We start from the raw sequence: 19,988 nt of genomic DNA on the forward strand, positions 1-19,988 counted from the left end.
CTGCCCGCCGCCGGGGTGAAACCGTGAGACTCCGCTGCGGAATTCGTTTCGCTCCAGGGGATGTGCTGTCCGCTCACATAAAGTGACCCACCGGGTTGCACCCCTTCCGGCATCCTCCGGCGGGTGTGACGCGGTCGTCTGTCTGCTGAGAAGACCGGTCCCGGACTGCTCCTGGATCGCACCCGCCCGTGCGGCCGGGGACGCGCAGAAGGAACGATGGTCATGAATGCGAGCCCCTCTCCGCCGGTCCGGCGGTCGCGTGCGGTGTGGCTGGTCGCTGTCGCCGTTGCCGGAGCACTCGGACTGCTCAGCGCGTGCGGCGGATCGTCACATCCCGAATCCGCCGGCGCGCTGAGTCCCGGGCCCGGCCAGACCCTGGCGGGATTTCCCGGCGCTTCCGGAACGAGCGGTACGGTCGCCGTCAGCGCACCACCGAGCACGTCCTCGACCTCACCCGCCGGCGGCCAGCCGTCCGCGCCAGCGGCCGCCAACGCGGTGACGATCAAGAACTTCGCGTTCTCCCCGCCCACGCTGACGGTCAAGGCGGGCACGAAGGTGACCTGGACCAACACCGACCCCGACGCCCACACCGTCACCAGCAAAGAGGGATCGGGCGGGCCACTGCAGTCGGCAGCCCTGGCCACCAACGACACCTACAGCTACACGTTCACCCAACCCGGCACCTACCCCTACTACTGCACCATCCACCCGTACATGACCGCCACCGTGGAGGTGACCCCATGACCGAGGACACACACGACTCCAACGGCGGCGGCGAGCACGGCATGACCCGCCGGCAGCTCATGCGGCACTCCGCCTGGTTCGGTGGTGCCGTCGTCCTGACGGTCGTCGCGGGAGAGGTGATCAGCCATATCCCGGGATCGGCGAACGCGGCCCCGGCAAGTAGTGCGGACCTGCGGTTCGTGCAGATCTCCGACAGCCACATCGGCTTCCAGGGCCCGGCCAACATGGACGTCACCGGGACGTTCGGCACAGCGATCAACCAGGTCAACTCCCTCGGGTTCCGACCCGACTTCGTCATGCACAGCGGCGACCTGACGCACCTCTCCACCCCCGACCAGTTCGACCAGGTCAAGCAGATGCTGTCGCAACTGGACACGGACCGGGTCTTCACCGTGCCGGGCGAGCACGACTCGATCGGAGACAACGGACCACGCGCCTACCGACAGACCTTCGGCCAGAACACCCTGGGCGACGGCTGGTACAGCTTCGACACCCACGGTGTGCACTTCATCGCGCTGGTCAACACGCTGCACCTGGAGCAACTCGGCCACCTGGGCAACGATCAGATCGACTTCGTGCGCAAGGACATCGCCGGCCTGTCGTCGGACACCCCCATCGTCATCTTCAGCCACATCCCGTTGTTCGCGATGTATCCGACGTGGGGCTGGGGCACCGACGACGCGGTGCAGCTGCTGTCGATGTTCCGCCGCTTCTCCTCCGTCACGTGCCTCAACGGGCACGTCCACCAGCTGTTCAGCAAGACCGAGGGCAACATCACCTTCCACTCGGCCCGCCCCACCTGCTACCCGTTCCCCAAACCCGGCCAGGGCCCCGCCCCACTTCCGCAGGTGCTGCCCGCCGGACGCCTCAAGGACGCACTCGGCATCCGCACCGTCGACTACTGGCAGGGCAGCCACACACTGGCCGTCAAGGACGAAAAGCTCGCATGAACACCCGGAGCCTGACCGTCCTCGCGCTGCGTCTGGTGCTCGCCGCCACGCTCGCGGTGAGCGGGTACATCCACGCTCAGCTCTACATCGACGGATATCGCCTCGTCCGCGTCATCGGCTCGTTGTTCCTGCTGCAGGCCAGTACCGCGTTCGCGGTGGCCGCACTCCTGTTGTTGGCGGCACCTCTGCTCCTGCGGATCGCCGCCGCCGCGATCGCCGTCTGTACGCTCGTCGGGTTCGTCGCATCCCGCACCACGGGATTGTTCGGGTTCTCCGAAAACGGCCTGCAACCCGCCCCGCAGGCCCTGCTCAGCCTCATCGCCGAGACGCTCACCCTGCTGATCCTCGCGTCCTGGCAGGTGTCCGAGGCCCGGCGACACCGCCGCGCCCGGCCGACCGACGGTCAAGGCGGACACGAAGGTGACCTGGACCCGCGGCTATCCGTTTCCCAACAAGGACGCGGGGCCGCCCTGTCGGTGAGCGGCGCCGCGGATGCCGAGCGCACCCGGAGCCTGACCGTCCTCGCGCTGCGTCTGGTGCTCGCCGCCACGCTCGCGGTGAGCGGGTACATCCACGCTCAGCTCTACATCGACGGATATCGCCTCGTCCGCGTCATCGGCTCGTTGTTCCTGCTGCAGGCCAGTACCGCGTTCGCGGTGGCCGCACTCCTGTTGTTGGCGGCACCTCTGCTCCTGCGGATCGCCGCCGCCGCGATCGCCGTCTGTACGCTCGTCGGGTTCGTCGCATCCCGCACCACGGGATTGTTCGGGTTCTCCGAAAACGGCCTGCAACCCGCCCCGCAGGCCCTGCTCAGCCTCATCGCCGAGACGCTCACCCTGCTGATCGTCGTGGCCTGGCAGCCCTCGCTCACGGCGGTGGTGAGATCGAGAGCGGCGGCGGCCGAGCACGCGGAGGGCCTCGCTCCCCCCGTCGGCCACCGACGGCTCTATGACGTCCTGTGGCTTCTCCTGCCCGTGGCGGTGGCGGCCGGCCTCTTCTGGTACGGCCGGGCACACACCCCCGACTACGAGACCAGCCTCTTCGGGAACCGCGGCAGGGACGCACAACTGCTGAAAGCCCAACTGGGATCCGCGCTCCTGGGCCTGGCGCTGATCCAGCTACTCCTCGCCCTGTGGATCTACGGCCGCCTGCCCGCACTGCGAGCCGCACCGCACGCGGTCCACACCACGCACCGCCTCATCGGTCTGACCGCCTTCCTCCTCTCCCTGCCCATCGCCCGGCACTGCATCGCCGCCTACGGTGTCCAATTCACCGACACCCGTGTGGCGCTGCACTCGCTCATCGGCTGCTTCCTCTACGGGGCCTTCGTCGCCAAGGTCATCGTGGTCCGGCACCGCCGCTGGCCCGGATGGGCACTCCCTCTGGCCGGCGGTACCCTCGTCACGGCGATCGCCCTGATCTGGTACGTCGCCCCCTTCTGGTACCTGAACGGCTTCCAGGTACCCGGCCTGTGAGCAGAACGTGGGGTCCTGCCTCTTCCGCACCGCGCATGCCCGGCGCCGCGAAGCGGCGGAGTTCTCTGCGTCAGCGCTTGGGCGGGCGTTGTCAGTGCCTCCATGGCAGACCATCGGGGTTGGCCTGAAGAATCCCGCGATCACGGTCGACCGCACCCAGTTCTCCCCGGGAACCCAGGTTCAGGTGAGGGTCATATCGACCAGCGGCTTCACGAGCACGACTTCGGACATCGAGAGCTTCCGAGTATGAGTCGGCGGACGTGATGAAAAACGAAGCAACCGGTCAACGACAGGGTTGACCGGTTGCTTCCAGTCGACGATCACCGGCCCGACGGTGTGGCCCGGCCGCCTCAACGGCCACATGCGATGCCGAGCAAGGAGCCAAACGGGTGAGCGCGCCGATACCACGATGTGGTGTGGCGCTACTTGAAGATGCCGATGGACACCTGCCCGCAGTGGCTGTTCACGCAGACCTGAATGGTGAGAGGGCTCTTCTTGATGAACTTCACGGTCCACTCGGACGGTACTTGGAGCCCCTTCTCGCCGAGGTACTTGCTCGGATCCTCGTTCGCATGCGTGAGCTTGTCCTGATCGTTGTCCAACTCGTCCACGACTTCGGCTAGGCGAGGGTGGCTCACGATGTGCGCGATCGCCAGCTGGAGACCCGGCTGCGGCAACCGTGCCCGCGCCGCCCGCCACTACCACCGCCAGCGTGGCCACTCGGCGTAGCGCCCGCGAACGGCAACGCGCCCCGGAGGGTCGGTCCCTCTGGGGCGCGGTCATGCCGGCCGGCCGTCAGCCGATGTCGACAAGCCCGGCTGCCGGTCGGCGGGGGCCGGTCGGGCGCCTTCGGCCGGACGCCTCCGGAGTGTCAGGCGCCCTGGGCGCGGGCGCGGTGGGCGGCGGTCTTGACGCGGTTCTGGCAGGCGGTGGAGCAGAAGCGGCGGGTGCCGTTGCGCGAGACGTCGACGTAGACGCGGTCGCAGGCGGGGGCGGAGCACAGGCCGAGGCGGGAGGCGAACCGGCTGCCCAGGGCGGTGGCGAGGCCCAGGGCGAGGCGGGCGGCCCAGTCGGAGGCCTCGTCGCCGGCGGTGCTGCGGAAGTAGAGGTGCCAGGGTTCGTCGCGGTGCCGTTCCAGGACCGGGACCGGGCGCAGCTGTGCCAGCAGGGCGTTCGCGGCCTTGACCGCGCGGTCCTGGTCGTCGGCCGCGAGGTGCTCGAAGACGGCCCGCAGGCGCGGGGCGAGGGCCGCCAGGCGTGCCGCCGCGGCGTCGTCGAGCGGGGTGGCGTGGCGGTGGGCCGCGTGCAGGGCGGCATTCGTCCGCGCGGTCAGTTCGGCCCCCGGCGGGGGCTGGTAGGGGCGGGTCCGGGACAGGCCCGGGGTCGCGAGGTTCACCAGGTCCGCCGCGCCCTGCACCATCGCGGTGTTGTGACTGTCGAAATCCACTTGACCAGTCACGCATCCTTTCATCATGGTCGTGACCGTCAAAACAGGAAACGACAGTAACGGAGTTCCGTGTCCGCCGCCACCGCCACCCCGTCCCAGGCCCGCCCGCGCCCCTCCACCTGGTCACGTACCTCCACCACCGGACGGGCCCTGCTCACCACCGTCCTGGCCACCGGCGTCACCACGTTCATGTTCCTGCCCCTGCTCGCCCTGCACCTGAGCGCCGCCGGCACCCCGGTGGGGCGCGTCGGGTTACTGATCGGGCTGCTCTCGCTGTGCGGGCAGGGCTTCTCGGTGGTGTCCGGCCTCCTCGTGGACCGCGTCGGCGCCCGCGCCACCACCACCGCCGGCTTCGCCTGCCGCATCGCCGGCTACCTGCTGATCGCCGCCGGAGGACCGGCCCTGGTGCCCGGCATCGCGGCCGTCGGCATCGGCGGCTCACTGCTGGTGCTCTCCGTCAAAGCCCGGCTGGTCACCGAGGCCGCGGCGCACGACGACACCCGCGGGATGCTCGCGCTTCGCTCCACCTTCGGCAACGTCGGTGTGGTGCTCGGACCGGCCCTCGGCGCCGTCGCCTACCCGTTCGGCTTCGACGCCATCCTCGGCGCCGCCGTCCTCTCCCACCTCGTCCTCGGCTTCCACCCGACCTTCCTCGCCAAGGGTGAACCGGCCGCGCCCCGGCCCCCGCACGGCGCGGACCGGCAGCCGGAGCCCGCGCCCGCCCCAGGCTCCGACCGACGCGGGGCGGCCGTCCTCTTCGCGGCCGCAGTCGCCTACTGGGCGATCTACAGCCAGCTCAACTCGGTGATCCCGCTCACCGCCAAGGCCCTCACCGGCAGCACCGCGGCCGTCTCGGTGGTCTTCACCCTCAACGGTGCCCTCGTCCTGCTGTGCCAGTACACGCTGCTGCGTCGCTTCCTCGGACACCTGCCGCCCCGCACCCTGCTCGCCACCGGGTTCGCGGCCTTCGCCCTGGCCTACCTCGCCCTGCTGCCGCACGCCGGATGGCTGTCGCTGCTGGTGTTCACGGTGCCGGCCACCCTCGCCGAGATGCTGATCGGACCGAGCCTGGACGAACTGGCCGTCACCACCGCCCCACGCCGCAGGACCGGCCGCGCCCTCGGCCTCCTCGGCCTGGCGGGGGCCGTCGGCTCGCCCCTCGGTGCAGGCCTCGGTACCCACCTGCTCCAGTCCCTGCACGGCGGCCCCGGCCTGTGGCTCACCATCACCGCGACCGCCACCCTGGCCGCCGGCGCCTGCCTCCTCCTCCCGCGTACGGCCCGCTGACCCGTCCACGGCGACGGCGAAGTCGTGTCAGGCGTCTGGCCCGCACCGCCGACCGTCACCCCGGGCGCCTTCCCGACTGTTACATGACAGTGACGTTCCGTGCGCAACCGGTGGCTTCGAGTGAGGCGTCCCACCGGATGACAGTGCCCGAATCGCGCCGACCGCGTCTTCGGGCCGAACGACCACCTCCCCCTGAAAGGGGTGCACCCGTGATCGTCTCCAAGCGGAACTCCCTGCGCCTGGCCGCCGTCGCCGCCCTCAGCGCGCTCGTCCTCGGGGCGGCGGGCACCGCCATGGCGGCCGCCCCGGCCGTCCCCGCCCCGGCCGTCTCCGTCGCATCCGCCCCGGCGGCCTCCGCCGTCCCCGCCGCGTCCGCCGGCATCACCGCCAAGCCGTCGGTCACGTCCGTCCAGGCCTGGCAGCTGTTCCGTGTCACCGGCACCACCACCGGCCTCAAGGCCGGAAGCACGGTGACCCTGCAGCAGAAGCAGCACGGCACGTGGGTCACCCTGCCGGCCTCCGTGCACACGACCCGCAACGGCTCCTACTCCCTCGGCGTGAAGCTCGGCATCAAGGGCCTGAACGAGCTGCGCATCATCAGCGGGAACACCGCCTCTCCCGTGTTCACCGTGACCGTGCGCTGACCCACGGCCCACAACCCCGCACACCCGACGGCCCGCCGCGTGCAGTGTCCCTGCACGCGGCGGGCCGCCGTCGGTCCGGGGCGGGCCGTCAGACGTTGATGTCCCCACGGTGGAGGCGCCGGACACGGTCGCCCGCCGCGCTGGAGAACACGTTCCCCGTGGCGCACCGACCGGGCGTCAGTGTCGGGCGAACGTCGGGTCAACGTCGTAGCCGCAGGCGTCCCACTGCGGTGAGGATGGCCGTGTCAGCCGGTCGGCTGACACGGCAAGCGCAACGGAGCCCAGCACCGGATCGACCCGGTTGCGGTCCGGCAGGGTCAGCGCCGTGAACCTCCAACGGACGGACACCCGCAGGACCGGTCCTCCGGTCGACATGCTTCCGGATCGTGCACGTGCCCCGTCCGCTCACTCATTCTGCGAGGAGAGTTCATGCGCAAGCAGATCTGCACCGGCCTCGGAATCCTGGCTCTGGTCACAGCCGCCCTCGGCGCGGGCATCGGGTCGGCTTCGGCTGCCGATGGCGGCGCGTTCGCCGGCCGGGCGACCGGTACGAGCGCGAAGTCCGCGACGGTCCGCGCCGCGGGGGCGTTGAACTACGTGGGCCAGTACCGGATTCACAGCAACTACAACGGCAAGTGCCTGGACGCGGACCTGAACACGATCGGTGCCAACGGCACCAAGGTCCAGCTCTGGGACTGCAACGGCTGGAACAACCAGAACTGGACCCTGTGGACCGACGGCAACGTCGACTACATCCAGAACAACTACAGCGGCCGGTACCTGGACGCGGACCTGAACACGATCGGTGCCAACGGCACCAAGGTCCAGCTCTGGGACTACGACGGCTGGAGCAACCAGCGCTGGAACGCGGCCAGTTACGGATGGGTCAACGGCTACAACGGTCGCGTGCTGGACGCGGACCTGAACACGATCGGTGCCAACGGCACCAAGGTCCAGCTCTGGGACAGCAACGGCTGGAGCAACCAGGGCTGGTGGCTTGAGTCGATCTGACCCTCCCCGGGTCGATCCGGGCAGCCTGCCCCACCAGGAGTCGCCCGGAGACGGTGGCGCCGGCCTCAAGCCGGGCCGGTGCCACCGTCATGGCCGGACCGGCCGGCCTGGTTGCACGTGGCGGCAGGTCGGGAGGCGGGCCGGGAAGCGCGAACTGCGGACACTGAAAAGAACCCTGGTGTTCCGTCAAGTATCGTCGCACCTCGCCGAATCCGACCCGCCAGTTCGATGAGCCCGCGAGGAACCATGGAAACGCACCAGATGGTGAACCGGCCCCGCCAGATCCTCCTCACGGCCCGACACCTACTACGGGCTCTCCCAATGCTTCGGCGAGAACCTCGCCTCGCTGTACGCCGACCGGCACGGAATCGAGACCGTCTCCCTGCGCATCGGCTCCTTCGCCGCCGAACCCCGCAGCATCCGGATGCTCGCCACCTGGCTCAGCCCCGGCGACTGCGCCCGCCTCGTGCACGCAGCGCTCACCGGGCCGGTGGCCGGCCACACCGTGGCCTACGGCATCTCCGCCAACACCCGCGCCTGGTGGGACCTCGCCTCCGCCCGCGCGCTCGGCTACCAACCACAGGACTACGCCGAGATCTTCGCCACCGACCTGATCACGAAACTCGGCGAACTGCCCGCAGACGACCCGGAGCACCGCTACCTCGGCGGCCGCTTCACACAGGCCAGGCCCTGACCGCCGACACCCCCCCGATCCCGGTCGCCGCCCGCCCCGGCCGAGCCGGCTTCCGGGAGTGCTCGTGAGCGCGGCCCCCCGGTGCTCAGGCTGTCGAAGGACGGCCCGTCACCGCGTCCGCAGGTTCAGGACGAGGTCGCGCGGCAGGCCGTGGGTGTCGTGGAGGTAGTGGAGGTCGTCCTCGCTGAGCGGGCCGCGGAATCGAGGACGGGACAGCACCTGCCGGCCGCGCTCCAGCAGGCGGCCGAACCGGCGCTCCTCGTCGAGCAGCACCTGGCGCACGGACTGCGGGTCCACGTCCTGGCGGAAGTGGTCCAGGGTGTGCCGGACCAACTCGACCGGTACGTCGCCGAGTCCGCGCTGCGGGTCGTCCCGGCGGAGCACGGTGAGTACCCGGCGCACCAGGCGGCGCAGCACGTAGCCACGGCCGGTGTTGGACGGGTGCACGCCGTCGCCGATGACGACGATGGCCGAGCGCAGGTGGTCGCAGACCAGGCGCAGTGACGGTTCGTCCAGCTGCCACAGGGCCGGGACGAGGCGGCGCCACGGGTCGAAGACGTCGCATTCGAAGACCGACGACCGGCCCTGCAGCAGCGAGGAGAGCCGTTCCAGGCCGAGGCCGGTGTCGATGTTGCGCTGCGGGAGCGGGACGAGCGAACCGTCGTCGAGCCGCCGGTGGCGCATCATCACGTGGTTCCACACCTCGACCCAGCGGTCGTCCCGGGTGGGCGTCGACTCCGGCGGGGTGTCGCCGGTCCACAGGAAGATCTCCGAGTCGGGGCCGCAGGGGCCGGTCGGTCCGTTGGACCACCAGTTGTCCTCGACGGCGAGCTCGACCGGCACGCCGCGGTCCTGCCACAGCTCCAGGGAGGCGGTGTCCGGGCCGACCTGGTCGTCCCCGCCGAAGACGGTGACGTGGAGCAGGCCGGGATCGACGCCGAACCCGTCGGTGAGCAGTCCGTAGCCCCAGTCGAGGCTCTGCGGGCCCTCGTAGTCGCCGAGCGACCAGGTGCCGAGCATCTCGAAGACGGTGAGGTGGGTGCGGTCGCCCACCTCGTCGAGGTCCGTGGTGCGCAGGCAACGCTGCACGTTGACCAGCCGCCTGCCGAGCGGGTGCGGGTGCCCCTCCAGATAGGGCGTGAGGGGGTGCATGCCCGAGGTGGTGAACAGCACCGGGTCGCCGGGCGGGGGCAGCAGGGTCGAGCCGGTGATCCGGCGGTGGCCGCGCTCCTCGAAGTACTCGATGAAGGTACGGACGAGCTGGTCGGTGTTCATGAGGGTGGCTCCTTCGCGTGTGTGCCAGGGGGAGGCACCGGACAACGAGTCCACGCGATCAACGGAACCGAGGAGGGAACGCCTCGAAACCACCACCGGCGGACCGTTTCCGGTCGCCGGGGGAGAAGAACGTACGTCAGGCGGCGGCAACCGGCGAGCTGGTCGCTCGCGCGGCTGCGGTGATGCATCGGTCCATGACGTCCATGCCTCCGAGGCTAACGCCACGGGCGCATCCCGGGCCACACGATTTCACGGGCAGTCGCCGGCCCGGTCCCGGCGGAGGGGATTCCCCGCCGCCGTCAGCTGCCCTCCGGCGACGGCCGGGGGCCGGTCCCGGCGGCGAGGTCCTCGACGAACCGCTTGAAGCGGCGCAGGTCGCCGCGTACCTGGAGGCCGAGCACGCCCAGTTTGTCGGCGGCCTTCTCGGCCAGGCCGGTGGGCTGGAAGACCATGGTCATCCTCACCCGGGTCCGGGTCGCGCCGAGCGGCTCGAAGTCGACCGTGCCGGTGTGCTTCACGCTCTCGCCGGTGGTGCGCCAGGCGACCCGCTCGCCGGGTACCCGCTCGACGACCTCGGTCTCGAACTCCCGGGACAGCCCGGCGATCCTGGTCCGCCAGTGGGCACGGCGGTCGTCCAGCTGCCTGACCTCCTCCACGCCGTCCATGAACTTCGGGAAGTCCTCGAAGGTCGCCCACTGGTCGTAGACGACGCGGACGGGCACGTCCACGTCGATCGACTCCTCCACCGTGCTCATCGCCGCACCTCTCCGCGCCGTCCCGTCGGCCGACCCGCCGAGCGGCTGCCGAGAAAGGGGCGAACGCGCAGGCGGTGTCCCTGCCAATCTGGGCCGTGTGCCGGGTGGCGGCAACCGGTGCACCCCCCGGCCGCCCGGGCCGCGCGCAGCCGAGACCGAGTTGCCGCGTCTTCGGCCGGGTCACGCGTTGGAGGCGGACTGCGGGTTCCGCGGTGGTGATCCGGCGTGTCCGGAGCCGGGTGAGCCGAGGTCGCTCCACGACCCGGCGACCACGACGAAGCAGCAGCGGTTCCAGCGGGAGGAAGCCGAGTCGGCCGCCAGGCGAGTGTCCGACCGGATCTCGCCGGGACGGCCCGCAGGGTGATCCTGGCTTGCCGTATCAGGTCAGATGGTCCAGGTGATCGGGTAGGTGGCTTTCGGGTGGAACGTCACGCCGACCGCCTCCATCTCCCCGCGTGCGACGACCTGCATCTCCTTCAGGTGGTCCAACTGCGCCGCATGCTCGCTGGAGTCCCAGACGCTGACGTGCGTCATCGACCCGTCCGGCGAGACGCCCGCGTAAAAGTGGATGAGCCCCGGCAGCCGCTTGACGGCCGGGATCAGGTACTCCGAGGTCTTCGTGTTCATGGCGTCGACCTCTTCGAACCGGCTCGGGTCGAAAGTGCCAGGCGAGAGGCGGACGTGTGCAGTCGCAGGCAGTGACTCGGTCATGGTGATCCCCCACCCTCGATGAATTACGTTCCGATGCCACATCATAATCCAATGAACACTCCACAGGTGAAGGCCGGACGGCCGAGAAACCCGGCCCTGGACCGAGCGATCCTGTCGGCCGCCGCCCGCCAGCTCGGCGAGCTCGGCTACGCCCGCATGTCGCTGGAATCCGTGGCCGCCGCCGCAGGCACCACCGTGCCCAGCCTCCGACGCCGGTACCGGAACAAGGCGGAGCTGGTCGCCGTGGTGATCGGCTCGCTACGGGTCGAGGAAGCGCCCGCCGACGCCCCGACCCCCCGCGCCCACGCCCTGGCGATCCTCGAAAACTTCCACAGCAACCTGCGGGCCGTCCCCGCGCTGGCCGTCCTCGGCTCACTGCTCGCCGAAGAGGGACGCCACCCCGAACTGCTCCACCTCTTCAGGACCCGCATCGTCGAGCCGCGGCGGGCGCTGCTCCGGCAAGCACTGGCGGCCGGCGACCTCCCGGACTCCGCCGACCTCGACGCGCTCACCAGCATGCTCATCGGCTCCTTCTACGGCCAATACGTCACCGTCGCCGGCATCCCCGGCGACTGGCCGAACCGCGTGCTGAGCGCCGTATGGCCACACGACACCAGCCCCGCACCATCGCGCCGCGATCACAATCCGTGACCGAGACGGGCAAGCCCGAAAACCGCACGCAGATCGAAAGCGGACGGAGGAACCGGGCCTGACAGGGCACCGCGCCTCCGACCGCCGATGCACGGCCGGCACCACGCACGGACCCCGACGGCTCGACGTCACGCCGAGGTCCTGACTTGGCGGGCCCGGCTCGTCCGGCTATACGCTTGAGACGAATTCCGAGCGCCCGCCGAGGTTCCTCCTCCGGCGGTGCGACCGTTGCGGCCCGACGGTGATTCGGTGGGCGGTCCGCCGCACGGTGGTCGTCGTGAGGGAGAACGGTTCCCATGGACCTCAACACCATCACCGAAGTCGTCCGGCGCCCGCCCGATCGGCCCGGGCTGGGCTGGCGTGAAGGCGATGCCTGGCTCGCGGGCGGCACGTTCCTGTTCTCCACCGAGCAGCCGAGCCTGCGCCGCCTGATCGACCTGGCGTCCCTCGGCTGGGATCCGCTCGTTCCGAGCGACACGGGCCTGGAGATCGGTGCGACCTGCACCATCCGCGACCTGTATGCCTTCGAGCCGCCGCGTGACTGGACCGCGGGCACCCTCTTCGCCACGGGCTGCGAGGCGTTCCTGTCCTCGTTCAAGGTGTGGAACGCGGCGACCGTCGGCGGCAACATCTGCCTGTCGTTGCCCGCCGGCCCGATGATCACCCTGACGGTCGCCCTCGAGGCAGGGTACGAGCTGTGGGCTCCCGACGGGTCGACCCGCGTCGTCGACGCCCTCGACTTCGTGACCGGTGACAACCGCAACATCCTCGCACCCGGCGAACTCCTGCGCCGCATCAGGATTCCGGCGAGCGCCCTGCGCAAACGCACCGTGCACCGCCGCTTCACGCTGACCCACCTCGGCCGTTCGACGGTCTTCCTCATCGGCACCCAGACGCCCGGGACGAACGACCTGCTGCTCACCGTCACCGCCGGTACCACGCGGCCGGTGCGGATCGTCTTCGACAGCATGCCCGACGCGCGGACCCTTCAGCACAGCATCGACGTCATCCCCGCCGACGTCTGGTTCGCCGATCCGAACGGGACCCCCGAACACCGGCGCCACCTGACCAAGCACTTCACCGAAGAGATCCGTCACGAACTCGTGGCTGGGGGCCCGGCATGACGTTCATCGTGAACGGCAGGAGCTTCGACGAGGAGCCGGAGCCCGGTCAGTGCCTACGCACCTTCCTCCGTTCGATCGGTCACTTCGGCGTCAAGAAGGGGTGCGACGCGGGCGATTGTGGCGCGTGCACGGTGTGGCTGGACGGCGATCCGGTGCACAGCTGCATCACCCCCGCGTTCCGCGCGGACGGTCACGAGGTGACGACGATCGAAGGCCTCGGATCACCGGGTGACCTGCATCCGATGCAACGACAGTTCCGTGACGCCCCGGGATTCCAGTGCGGCTTCTGCACGGCTGGGATGATCATGACGTCGGCGGCGCTCACCGAGGCTCAGAAGGACGACCTGCCCCGGGCGTTGAAGGGAAACCTCTGCCGCTGCACCGGCTACCGGGCGATCGAGGACGCCGTGCGGGGCGTCACCGGCGTGGAGACGGCGGCCCCGGGGAAGGCCGTGGGGAGGAGTGTCGGCACACCGGCGGCCGACGATGTGGTGACCGGCCGCGCCGAGTTCACCATGGACGTCCACCTCGACGGCATGCTGCACCTCAAGGTGTTGCACTCACCGCACGCGCACGCCCGGATCGTCTCGATCGACAAGACCGCCGCACTCGCGGTTCCCGGCGTGCGCCGGGTCTACACCTGGGAGGACGTGCCGCGCAAGCGCTTCACCACGGCGATCCACACCGATCATCTCGTCGATCCGGACGACACCTTCATCCTCGACGACACGGTGCGCTTCGTCGGCCAGCGTGTCGTGGCCGTCCTGGCCGACACCGTCGGGGCGGCGGAGGAAGGCTGCCGGAGGGTCGTCGTCGACTACGACGTCATGCCGGCCGTGTTCGACCCCGAGGAGGCGATGGCCGAGGGGGCGCCGCAGCTGCACGGCACGGACGACCCCTTCGTCCGGGATCCGGTCCACAACATCCTGCTGGAGCTCCATTCGCACATCGGTGACGTCGACGCCGGATTCGCCGACGCCGACGTGATCCACGAGGGCACGTACTCCTCCCCGCGCGTGCAGCAAGCGCACCTGGAGACCCACGGCTCGATCGCCTGGATGGAGGACGGCCGCCTGAACGTCCGTACCAGTTCGCAGTCGCCGTCGATCGCCAAGGTCAAACTCGCCTACCTGTTCGCGCTGCGGCCGGACCAACTACGCGTGTTCTGCAAGCGCGTGGGCGGCGCCTTCGGCGGCAAACAGGAGGTGTTCTCGGAGGACCTGGCCGCGCTCGCCACGCTGGACACCGGGCGGCCCGTCTGCTTCGAGTACACCCGCGAGGAGGAGTTCACCACGGCCTCGCCCCGGCATCCGATGACGCTGACGGTCAAGCTCGGCGCGAAGGCGGACGGAACGCTGACGGCGTTCCAGGTCCGCAACGTGTCGAACACCGGCGCCTACGGCAACCACGGCGGTGAGACGCTGTACGGGGGAGGCAGCGCCGTCATGATCTACCGCTGCCCCAACAAGAAGTACGACGCCTACGCCGTCTACACGAACACCGTTCCGAGCGGGGCACTGCGCGGATACGGGATGACACAGCCGGCGTTCGCCGTGGAATCGGCGATGGACGAACTGGCCCGTGCCCTGCACCTCGACCCGCTCGAACTGCGGCGCCGCAACATCGTCCGACCGGGCGATCCGCTCGTCGCCATGCACGACGGACCCGACGACGTGACGTTCAGCGAGGACGGACTCGCCAAGTGCATCGACCTGGTGGACGCCGCGATGGCCCGCACGGCTCACGAGCCGTCACCGGGGCCCGACTGGCTCGTCGGGGCCGGCGTGGCGAGTTCCCTGCACGAGACCGCGCCCCCGACCGAGCACATCTCGGAGGCCTGGGTCACGCTCGGGGACGACCTGGTGTACGAGCTGGCCGTCGGGACGGTCGAGTTCGGCCAGGGCACCCCCACCGCCCACATCCAGATCGCGGCCGGCCAGTTGGGCACGACGCCGGAGCGGATCCGCCTGGTGCAGTCCGACACCGACCGCACGGGATTCGACACCGGCGCCTTCGCGAGCGCGGGACTCTTCGTGGCGGGCAACGCCGTCCTCCGTGCGGCCAACGCGGTGCGGGACCGGATCCTGGAGTTCGCCGCCGCCCACACGGGCGTCCACGTCGTGATGTGCTCGATGAACGACGACGGCGTCCTCTGCGGCGAGCAGCACGTGTCGTTGGCGGACCTCGTCGCCCTGGCCCGCGCGCGCGGAATCCGCTTCACCGCCGCCCGCAAGGCCTACGGCTCCCCGCGAAGCGTCACCTCCAACACGCAGGGCTTCCGCATCGCCGTCCACCGGGTGACGGGCGAGATCCGCATCCTCTACAGCGTGCAGGCCACCGACGCCGGCGACGTCATCAACCCCGTACAGGTCCGGGGACAGGTGGAGGGCGGCGTCGCCCAGGGAATCGGCTTCGCGCTGACCGAGAATCACCAGATCGACGCGAACGGCGTCATGGTCAACCCGAACCTCCGCAACTACCGCATCCCCACCTACGCCGACATCCCCCGCACCGACGTGCTCCTGGTGGCGTCCTCGGACTCGGTCGGGCCGATGCGCTCGAAGGGGATCGCCGAGTGCTGTATCAATCCGGTGGCCCCCGCGTTGGCGAGCGCGCTCCACGACGCCACGGGCGTCCGCTACCGCGCGCTGCCGCTGACCCCGGAACGGATCTACAGTCGGCTGAACGAAGCCAGGCCGGTGTCGACGGCGCCCGGACCGAGATGAACGCCGTGAATCCCGGGGACGGGGACGGGGACGGGGACGGGGACGCCGGGGCAACGGCCATCATCGGTCTGAAGGTCCGGCCGGGGCTGGAGCGCGAGTACGAGGCGTGGCAGCAGGACGTCAACGCCGCCGCCGCCGACTACGCCGGCTACCTCGGCGCGGAGGTCTCCCCGCCGACGTCCCTGCAACCCGACTGGGTCGTCGTCTACCGGTTCGACTCGATAGCCCATCTGCAGGCATGGATCAACAGCGCGACCAGGCAGAACCTGCTCGACGCCGGCAGCAGGTACATCGACGGCCCGGGAACCCAGCAGGTCGTCAGAGGCGGCGTGCAGGCACCGGATCCGCTCGTGACCGTCGTGGTCGCCCACCGCGTCCACCCCGACCACGTCGACGAGTTCCTCGACTGGCAGCAGCGCATGAGTCAGGAGGAGCGGACATTCGAGGGCTTTCGCGGTACGGAGCTCTTCCGCCCGATCGAGGGGCTTCAGGACGAGTGGACCACGCTGTACCGGTTCGACAGCGCCGAGCACCTCGACGCCTGGCTGACGTCAGGCACGCGGCGGAAGATCCTCGCCGAGGGCAAGAAGTTCAGTGAGTTCAAACTTCGGACGATCGATGACTCGTTCGGCAGCTGGTTCGCCTTCGAGGAGAACGGCAAGCAGACGCCGCCGCCGTCGGAAACCAAAACCGCCATCGCGGTGTGGGTCGGCCTGTACCCGACCGTCGTGCTGCTGACGCTCGCCCTGTCACCGCTGAAGATGCCGCTCTGGATCGGACTGCTGGTGGGCAACCTGCTGTCGAGCTTCACCATGAGCTTCCTGACGATGCCCTACTACGTGAACCCGCTGCTCAAGCGGTGGCTTCGACCCTCACCGGGCGAGCCGCCGGCGAGGACCAACCGCATCGGTCTCGGCATCGTCGCCGGGGTGACCGCGTTCTGGGTCATCGCCTTCTACCTCGTCACGACCCGCTTCTGGACCCTGCCCTGACTCTCAGGAGGGAACCGCGCCGAAGCGTGCGGCGCCGCTGGTCCGTCAGGGGGATATCCGTCAGGCCGTCGGCGCAGGGGCTGCGGTCGCCGGGACGCGGTCCGGAGCGCAGCTGGTATGACCGCTGGTGCGAGCTGCCCCGGTAGGCAGGGCGTCCCGCACCTCATTGGCCAGGTCGCCGATGGAACGGAGGCATGATGAGGCTTGTCGTTGATCTCAACCGGTGCCAGGGGTACGCGCAGTGCGCGTTCCTGGCGCCGGACGTGTTCACCATGCACGGTGACGAGGCTTTGATGTACGACCCCATGCCCGACGACGCCCAGCGGGAGCACGCACTGCGGGCCGCGCAGGCATGCCCCGTCAAGGCCATCACCGTGGAGTGCCTGGACGCAGCACCGGCCGGCGAGAAAGCGGGGGTCCCCCATGTCGGTTGACGGTTTCCTGGAGAAGCTCAGGAGGGAGGGGCGCATCGTCATCGTGGGGGCCTCCCTGGCCGGTCTTCGGGCCGCCGAGACGCTCCGCGAGGAGGGTTTCACCGGCACGCTGACCATGATCGGTGACGAGCCCTACGAGCCGTACGACCGGCCGCCGCTGTCCAAGCAGGTGCTGCTCGGCCGGGTGCCCGCCGACGGCACGCTGCTGCCCCGGCGCCGGGCGCTGGACGCGCGGTGGCGGCTCGGGGTCGCGGCCACCGGACTGGACCCGGCGGCCAAAGTGGTACGCCTGGCCGACGGCGACTCGGTGGAGTACGACCGGCTGCTGATCACGACAGGGGTTCGCGCCCGGCCCTGGGTGCACGAGCTGGAGGCCGAGCTGGACGGGGTCTTCCTGCTGCGCACCAGCGACGACGCCACCCGCTTGCACCGCCGCCTGGGCGCCGGGCCGCGCCGGGTGCTGGTGATCGGTGCGGGGTTCACCGGCTCGGAGATCGCCTCCGCCTGCCGGGAGCGGGGGCTGGAGGTGACCGTCGCGGAGCGCGGCGCGGCGCCCCTGGTGGGTGCGCTCGGCGGCGTGGTCGGCGAGGTGGCCGCCCAGCTGCAGCGCGAGCACGGCGTGGACCTGCGGTGCGGTGTGACGGTGACCGGGCTGGAGGGGGACTCCGCCGGGCGGCTCAGGCGTGCGCACTTCTCCGACGGCGGCAATGTCGAGGTCGAGGTGGCGGTCGTCTGCCTGGGCGCGACGCGCAACACCGAGTGGCTCGCCGGCTCGGGCCTGGGCGCCGGCCCGCGCGGCATCGCCTGCGACGCCGGCTGCCGGGCCTTCGACGTACGGGGCATCGTCACCGACGACATCTTCGTCGCCGGCGATGTCGCACGCTCCCCCCACCCCCTGTTCGGCTACCAGTTCCTCTCCCTGGAGCACTGGGGCAACGCGGTGGCGCAAGCCGAGGTCGCGGCCCACAACATGATCAGTGCCAGCGCGGACCGCCGCCCGCACGTGTGGACGCCGTACTTCTGGTCCGCCCAGTTCGGCGTCAACATCAAGTCCGTCGGCGTGCCGCCCATGGCCGACGAGATCATCGTCACCCAGGGCTCACCGGCCGACCGCCGTTTCACCGCGGTCTACGGCTACCAGGGCCGCATGATCGCCGCCGTCACCTTCGACCAGGCGAAATGGCTGGAGTTCTACCAGCGCCAGATCGAACAGGCCGCCCCCTTCCCGCCCGAGTACCCCACCGTCGACCGGCGCCCCGAGGGAATGCGGCCCGTGCCGGCCCGGTTCCCCGACCCCTCGCTCCCGACCCACGGGCCGACCGTCACCATCAGCGGCCACTCGCCGACCGACCAGCGCCTCACGTTCACCCCTGTACGCGCCTGACCGAGCCCTCCAGCACGGACGGCCCTCGGCCGACGAACCCGGAAGGAAACCGCCATGACGTCGGTCGCGCTCCTGCGCCAGATCACCGACTACGCCAACCGCGCCGACCCCTACCCGCTGTACGCCGAGCTCCGCAAGACCCCGGTGGTACGGGACGAGGACGGCCCCTACCTGGTCAGCACGTACTGGGAGATCCACAGCCTGCTCCACGACCCCCGGGTCAGCTCCGATCTGCGCAACCTGAACCCCGAGGCCGCCAAGCTCCTCGGCCGGGAGGACAACCCCGACCTCCCCCCTGCCTTCATCAGGCTCGACCCACCCGAGCACGACCGGCTGCGCCGACTCGCGATGCGGCCGTTCGGGCCGCCGCACACCCCGCGGCGCGTGTACGAGATGCGCGGCGAGCTCGGCGAGATCGTGTCCGAGCTGATCGACGGCTTCGGGGACCGGGACCGGATCGACCTGGTCGACGACTTCTCCTATCCCTTCCCGGTCACGGTGATCTGCCGCCTGCTGGGGATTCCCCGCGAGGACGAACCCCGCTTCCACGGATGGGCCGACACGATCGCCGCCAGCGTCGACCCGGTCCGCGGCTCGGCCGAGGAACGCGAGGCACAGAAACAGGCCGTCCGGCAGGCGCAGACCGACCTCGCCGCCTACCTCGCCGAGCTGATCGAGGACCGCCGCCGCTCGCCCCGCGACGACATGCTCTCCGCGATGGCCACCGGACCGGGACCGGACGACCGGATGTCGCTGGTGGAGATCGTCAGCACCTCGATCCTGCTGCTGATCGCCGGCCACGAGACCACGGTCAACCTCATCACCAACGGCATGCTCACCCTGCTGCGCAACCCCGACGTCCTGAAGCGGCTCCGTGAGGACCAGGACCTGATCGTCCCGCTGGTGGAGGAACTGCTGCGCTTCGAACCGCCGGTGCACCTGCTGCCCCAGAAGACCACGCTGACCGACATCGACATCGCGGGGACCACCATCCCCAAGGGCGCTTCGATCTGGCTGGTGCTCGCCTCCGGCAACCGGGACCCCCAGCGCTTCGTCGACCCCGACCGGTTCATCCCCGACCGGCCCGACAACCAGCACCTGGGATTCAGCAGCGGCATCCACAACTGCTTCGGCTCCCCCCTCGCCCGGCTGGAGGCGCAGATCGCGCTGACCGAGCTGGTGCGCCGGCTCGACGACCCCCGCCTGGTCGAGGACCCGCCCCCGTACCGCCGGAACGCGGTCCTGCGCGGCCCCCGGCACCTGGGCATCGCCTTCGACGGACTCAAGCCGTAACCCACGGTGCCCCGGATCGCCGCCGGTACGGCCGCTGCAGCACGCTGCAGCGGCCGTACCGGTAGGTGAGTCCCTCGATCCGCCCGCGGCTGTGTCCGCCGGCCGCCGCCGGTACCGGTCCTGCACCCGCACCGACCACGTGCCGCACCCGGGGCACCCGGCCCGATCACCGGCCACCCGGCCGACCATCCGAACCACGCGGCCGGCATCGACCACGTCCTCCACCACCACGCCGGCCGGAAGCGGCATCGACGTCCGCAGATCACCATCGCACGGCCGACCGTGATCCCGGCCCGGTTGACCGACCGTCACCGAATCCCGACATGTGGACCGGAGCCAGGCCAACCGACCGCCGTCGGGGAGTCCGCCGCGTCCGCCGACACGAAGCGAT

The 19,988-nt window shown here is 70.3% G+C and carries 19 protein-coding genes and 1 pseudogene; 14 read left to right on the forward strand and 6 right to left on the reverse strand.

Annotated elements, in window-relative coordinates:
* Positions 1-222: 222 nt before the first annotated feature.
* From ABZW30_RS35165 to ABZW30_RS35175, 3 genes are read left to right on the forward strand one after another with little or no spacing between them, the layout of a single operon-like run.
* A complete protein-coding gene (locus ABZW30_RS35165; protein ID WP_355675307.1) occupies positions 223-744 on the forward strand; it encodes a cupredoxin family copper-binding protein in 522 nt (173 codons plus the stop codon).
* Complete coding sequence (locus tag ABZW30_RS35170) at positions 741-1,694, forward strand: metallophosphoesterase (protein WP_355675308.1); 954 nt, start codon at positions 741-743, stop codon at positions 1,692-1,694. Before ABZW30_RS35165 ends, ABZW30_RS35170 begins: the two co-directional genes overlap by 4 nt.
* Positions 1,691-3,169, forward strand: coding sequence for a DUF6529 family protein (locus tag ABZW30_RS35175; protein ID WP_355675309.1), 1,479 nt, complete (start codon positions 1,691-1,693; stop codon positions 3,167-3,169). Before ABZW30_RS35170 ends, ABZW30_RS35175 begins: the two co-directional genes overlap by 4 nt.
* Before the next feature lie 180 nt (positions 3,170-3,349).
* Here ABZW30_RS35175 and ABZW30_RS35180 read toward each other — a convergent pair whose 3' ends face one another.
* The 3 genes from ABZW30_RS35180 to ABZW30_RS35190 form a co-directional block, all read right to left on the reverse strand.
* Entirely contained in the window at positions 3,350-3,493 is a 144-nt protein-coding gene (locus ABZW30_RS35180) for a hypothetical protein (RefSeq protein WP_355675310.1), read from the reverse strand.
* 98 nt (positions 3,494-3,591) lie between these two features.
* Complete coding sequence (locus tag ABZW30_RS35185; protein ID WP_355675311.1) at positions 3,592-3,780, reverse strand: hypothetical protein; 189 nt, start codon at positions 3,778-3,780, stop codon at positions 3,592-3,594.
* Between the two features lie 260 nt (positions 3,781-4,040).
* Positions 4,041-4,616 (reverse strand): CGNR zinc finger domain-containing protein, encoded by a 576-nt coding sequence (locus ABZW30_RS35190; RefSeq protein WP_355675312.1) that lies wholly within the window; start codon positions 4,614-4,616, stop codon positions 4,041-4,043.
* A gap of 69 nt (positions 4,617-4,685) precedes the next feature.
* Between ABZW30_RS35190 and ABZW30_RS35195 the strand changes: the two genes are divergently transcribed.
* The 4 genes and pseudogenes from ABZW30_RS35195 to ABZW30_RS35210 all read left to right on the forward strand — a co-directional run.
* A complete protein-coding gene (locus ABZW30_RS35195; protein WP_355675313.1) occupies positions 4,686-5,903 on the forward strand; it encodes an MFS transporter in 1,218 nt (405 codons plus the stop codon).
* Between the two features lie 209 nt (positions 5,904-6,112).
* Complete coding sequence (locus tag ABZW30_RS35200) at positions 6,113-6,547, forward strand: hypothetical protein (RefSeq protein WP_355675314.1); 435 nt, start codon at positions 6,113-6,115, stop codon at positions 6,545-6,547.
* 429 nt (positions 6,548-6,976) lie between these two features.
* On the forward strand, positions 6,977-7,558 hold the full coding sequence (locus ABZW30_RS35205) for an RICIN domain-containing protein (protein ID WP_355675315.1): 582 nt from the start codon (positions 6,977-6,979) through the stop codon (positions 7,556-7,558).
* A gap of 292 nt (positions 7,559-7,850) precedes the next feature.
* Positions 7,851-8,252: pseudogene (locus ABZW30_RS35210) on the forward strand (NAD(P)-dependent oxidoreductase); the annotation flags it as partial.
* 108 nt (positions 8,253-8,360) lie between these two features.
* Here ABZW30_RS35210 and ABZW30_RS35215 read toward each other — a convergent pair.
* The 3 genes from ABZW30_RS35215 to ABZW30_RS35225 form a co-directional block, all read right to left on the reverse strand.
* Positions 8,361-9,527, reverse strand: a complete 1,167-nt coding sequence (locus ABZW30_RS35215; protein WP_355675316.1) for an alanine--tRNA ligase-related protein — start codon at positions 9,525-9,527, stop codon at positions 8,361-8,363.
* A gap of 299 nt (positions 9,528-9,826) precedes the next feature.
* Entirely contained in the window at positions 9,827-10,282 is a 456-nt protein-coding gene (locus ABZW30_RS35220; protein ID WP_355675317.1) for an SRPBCC family protein, read from the reverse strand.
* 384 nt (positions 10,283-10,666) lie between these two features.
* On the reverse strand, positions 10,667-10,993 hold the full coding sequence (locus ABZW30_RS35225; RefSeq protein WP_355675318.1) for a hypothetical protein: 327 nt from the start codon (positions 10,991-10,993) through the stop codon (positions 10,667-10,669).
* Positions 10,994-11,044: 51 nt separating this feature from the next.
* Here ABZW30_RS35225 and ABZW30_RS35230 point away from each other — a divergent pair, with 51 nt between their 5' ends.
* From ABZW30_RS35230 to ABZW30_RS35260, 7 genes are all read left to right on the forward strand, one after another.
* Positions 11,045-11,644 (forward strand): TetR/AcrR family transcriptional regulator, encoded by a 600-nt coding sequence (locus tag ABZW30_RS35230; RefSeq protein WP_355675319.1) that lies wholly within the window; start codon positions 11,045-11,047, stop codon positions 11,642-11,644.
* A 296-nt stretch (positions 11,645-11,940) separates the two neighbouring features.
* On the forward strand, positions 11,941-12,768 hold the full coding sequence (locus tag ABZW30_RS35235; RefSeq protein WP_355675320.1) for an FAD binding domain-containing protein: 828 nt from the start codon (positions 11,941-11,943) through the stop codon (positions 12,766-12,768).
* Entirely contained in the window at positions 12,765-15,494 is a 2,730-nt protein-coding gene (locus ABZW30_RS35240; RefSeq protein WP_355675321.1) for a molybdopterin cofactor-binding domain-containing protein, read from the forward strand. Before ABZW30_RS35235 ends, ABZW30_RS35240 begins: the two co-directional genes overlap by 4 nt.
* A gap of 5 nt (positions 15,495-15,499) precedes the next feature.
* The gene (locus tag ABZW30_RS35245; RefSeq protein WP_355675322.1) at positions 15,500-16,486 is read left to right on the forward strand and encodes an antibiotic biosynthesis monooxygenase; all 987 of its coding nucleotides are present in this window, start codon (positions 15,500-15,502) and stop codon (positions 16,484-16,486) included.
* A 197-nt stretch (positions 16,487-16,683) separates the two neighbouring features.
* On the forward strand, positions 16,684-16,920 hold the full coding sequence (locus ABZW30_RS35250; RefSeq protein WP_355675333.1) for a ferredoxin: 237 nt from the start codon (positions 16,684-16,686) through the stop codon (positions 16,918-16,920).
* On the forward strand, positions 16,910-18,304 hold the full coding sequence (locus ABZW30_RS35255) for an FAD-dependent oxidoreductase (protein ID WP_355675323.1): 1,395 nt from the start codon (positions 16,910-16,912) through the stop codon (positions 18,302-18,304). The genes ABZW30_RS35250 and ABZW30_RS35255 overlap by 11 nt, the downstream gene beginning before the upstream one ends.
* Before the next feature lie 54 nt (positions 18,305-18,358).
* Entirely contained in the window at positions 18,359-19,597 is a 1,239-nt protein-coding gene (locus ABZW30_RS35260) for a cytochrome P450 (protein WP_355675324.1), read from the forward strand.
* The last annotated feature ends 391 nt before the right edge of the window (positions 19,598-19,988 follow it).

Origin of the sequence: Kitasatospora sp. NPDC004669 (genome assembly GCF_040609455.1) — a bacterium.
In the GTDB taxonomy this organism is placed as follows: domain Bacteria; phylum Actinomycetota; class Actinomycetes; order Streptomycetales; family Streptomycetaceae; genus Kitasatospora.

What these genes read in the sequence shown, in the direction of transcription:
- ABZW30_RS35165 (WP_355675307.1), top strand. Translation starts at nt 223, where the DNA reads ATGAATGCGAGCCCCTCTCCGCCGGTCCGGCGGTCGCGTGCGGTGTGG.
- ABZW30_RS35170 (WP_355675308.1), top strand. Translation starts at nt 741, where the DNA reads ATGACCGAGGACACACACGACTCCAACGGCGGCGGCGAGCACGGCATG.
- ABZW30_RS35175 (WP_355675309.1), top strand. Translation starts at nt 1,691, where the DNA reads ATGAACACCCGGAGCCTGACCGTCCTCGCGCTGCGTCTGGTGCTCGCC.
- ABZW30_RS35205 (WP_355675315.1), top strand. Translation starts at nt 6,977, where the DNA reads ATGCGCAAGCAGATCTGCACCGGCCTCGGAATCCTGGCTCTGGTCACA.
- ABZW30_RS35215 (WP_355675316.1), bottom strand. Translation starts at nt 9,527, where the DNA reads ATGAACACCGACCAGCTCGTCCGTACCTTCATCGAGTACTTCGAGGAG.
- ABZW30_RS35220 (WP_355675317.1), bottom strand. Translation starts at nt 10,282, where the DNA reads ATGAGCACGGTGGAGGAGTCGATCGACGTGGACGTGCCCGTCCGCGTC.
- ABZW30_RS35225 (WP_355675318.1), bottom strand. Translation starts at nt 10,993, where the DNA reads ATGACCGAGTCACTGCCTGCGACTGCACACGTCCGCCTCTCGCCTGGC.
- ABZW30_RS35230 (WP_355675319.1), top strand. Translation starts at nt 11,045, where the DNA reads ATGAACACTCCACAGGTGAAGGCCGGACGGCCGAGAAACCCGGCCCTG.
- ABZW30_RS35235 (WP_355675320.1), top strand. Translation starts at nt 11,941, where the DNA reads ATGGACCTCAACACCATCACCGAAGTCGTCCGGCGCCCGCCCGATCGG.
- ABZW30_RS35240 (WP_355675321.1), top strand. Translation starts at nt 12,765, where the DNA reads ATGACGTTCATCGTGAACGGCAGGAGCTTCGACGAGGAGCCGGAGCCC.
- ABZW30_RS35250 (WP_355675333.1), top strand. Translation starts at nt 16,684, where the DNA reads ATGAGGCTTGTCGTTGATCTCAACCGGTGCCAGGGGTACGCGCAGTGC.
- ABZW30_RS35255 (WP_355675323.1), top strand. Translation starts at nt 16,910, where the DNA reads ATGTCGGTTGACGGTTTCCTGGAGAAGCTCAGGAGGGAGGGGCGCATC.
- ABZW30_RS35260 (WP_355675324.1), top strand. Translation starts at nt 18,359, where the DNA reads ATGACGTCGGTCGCGCTCCTGCGCCAGATCACCGACTACGCCAACCGC.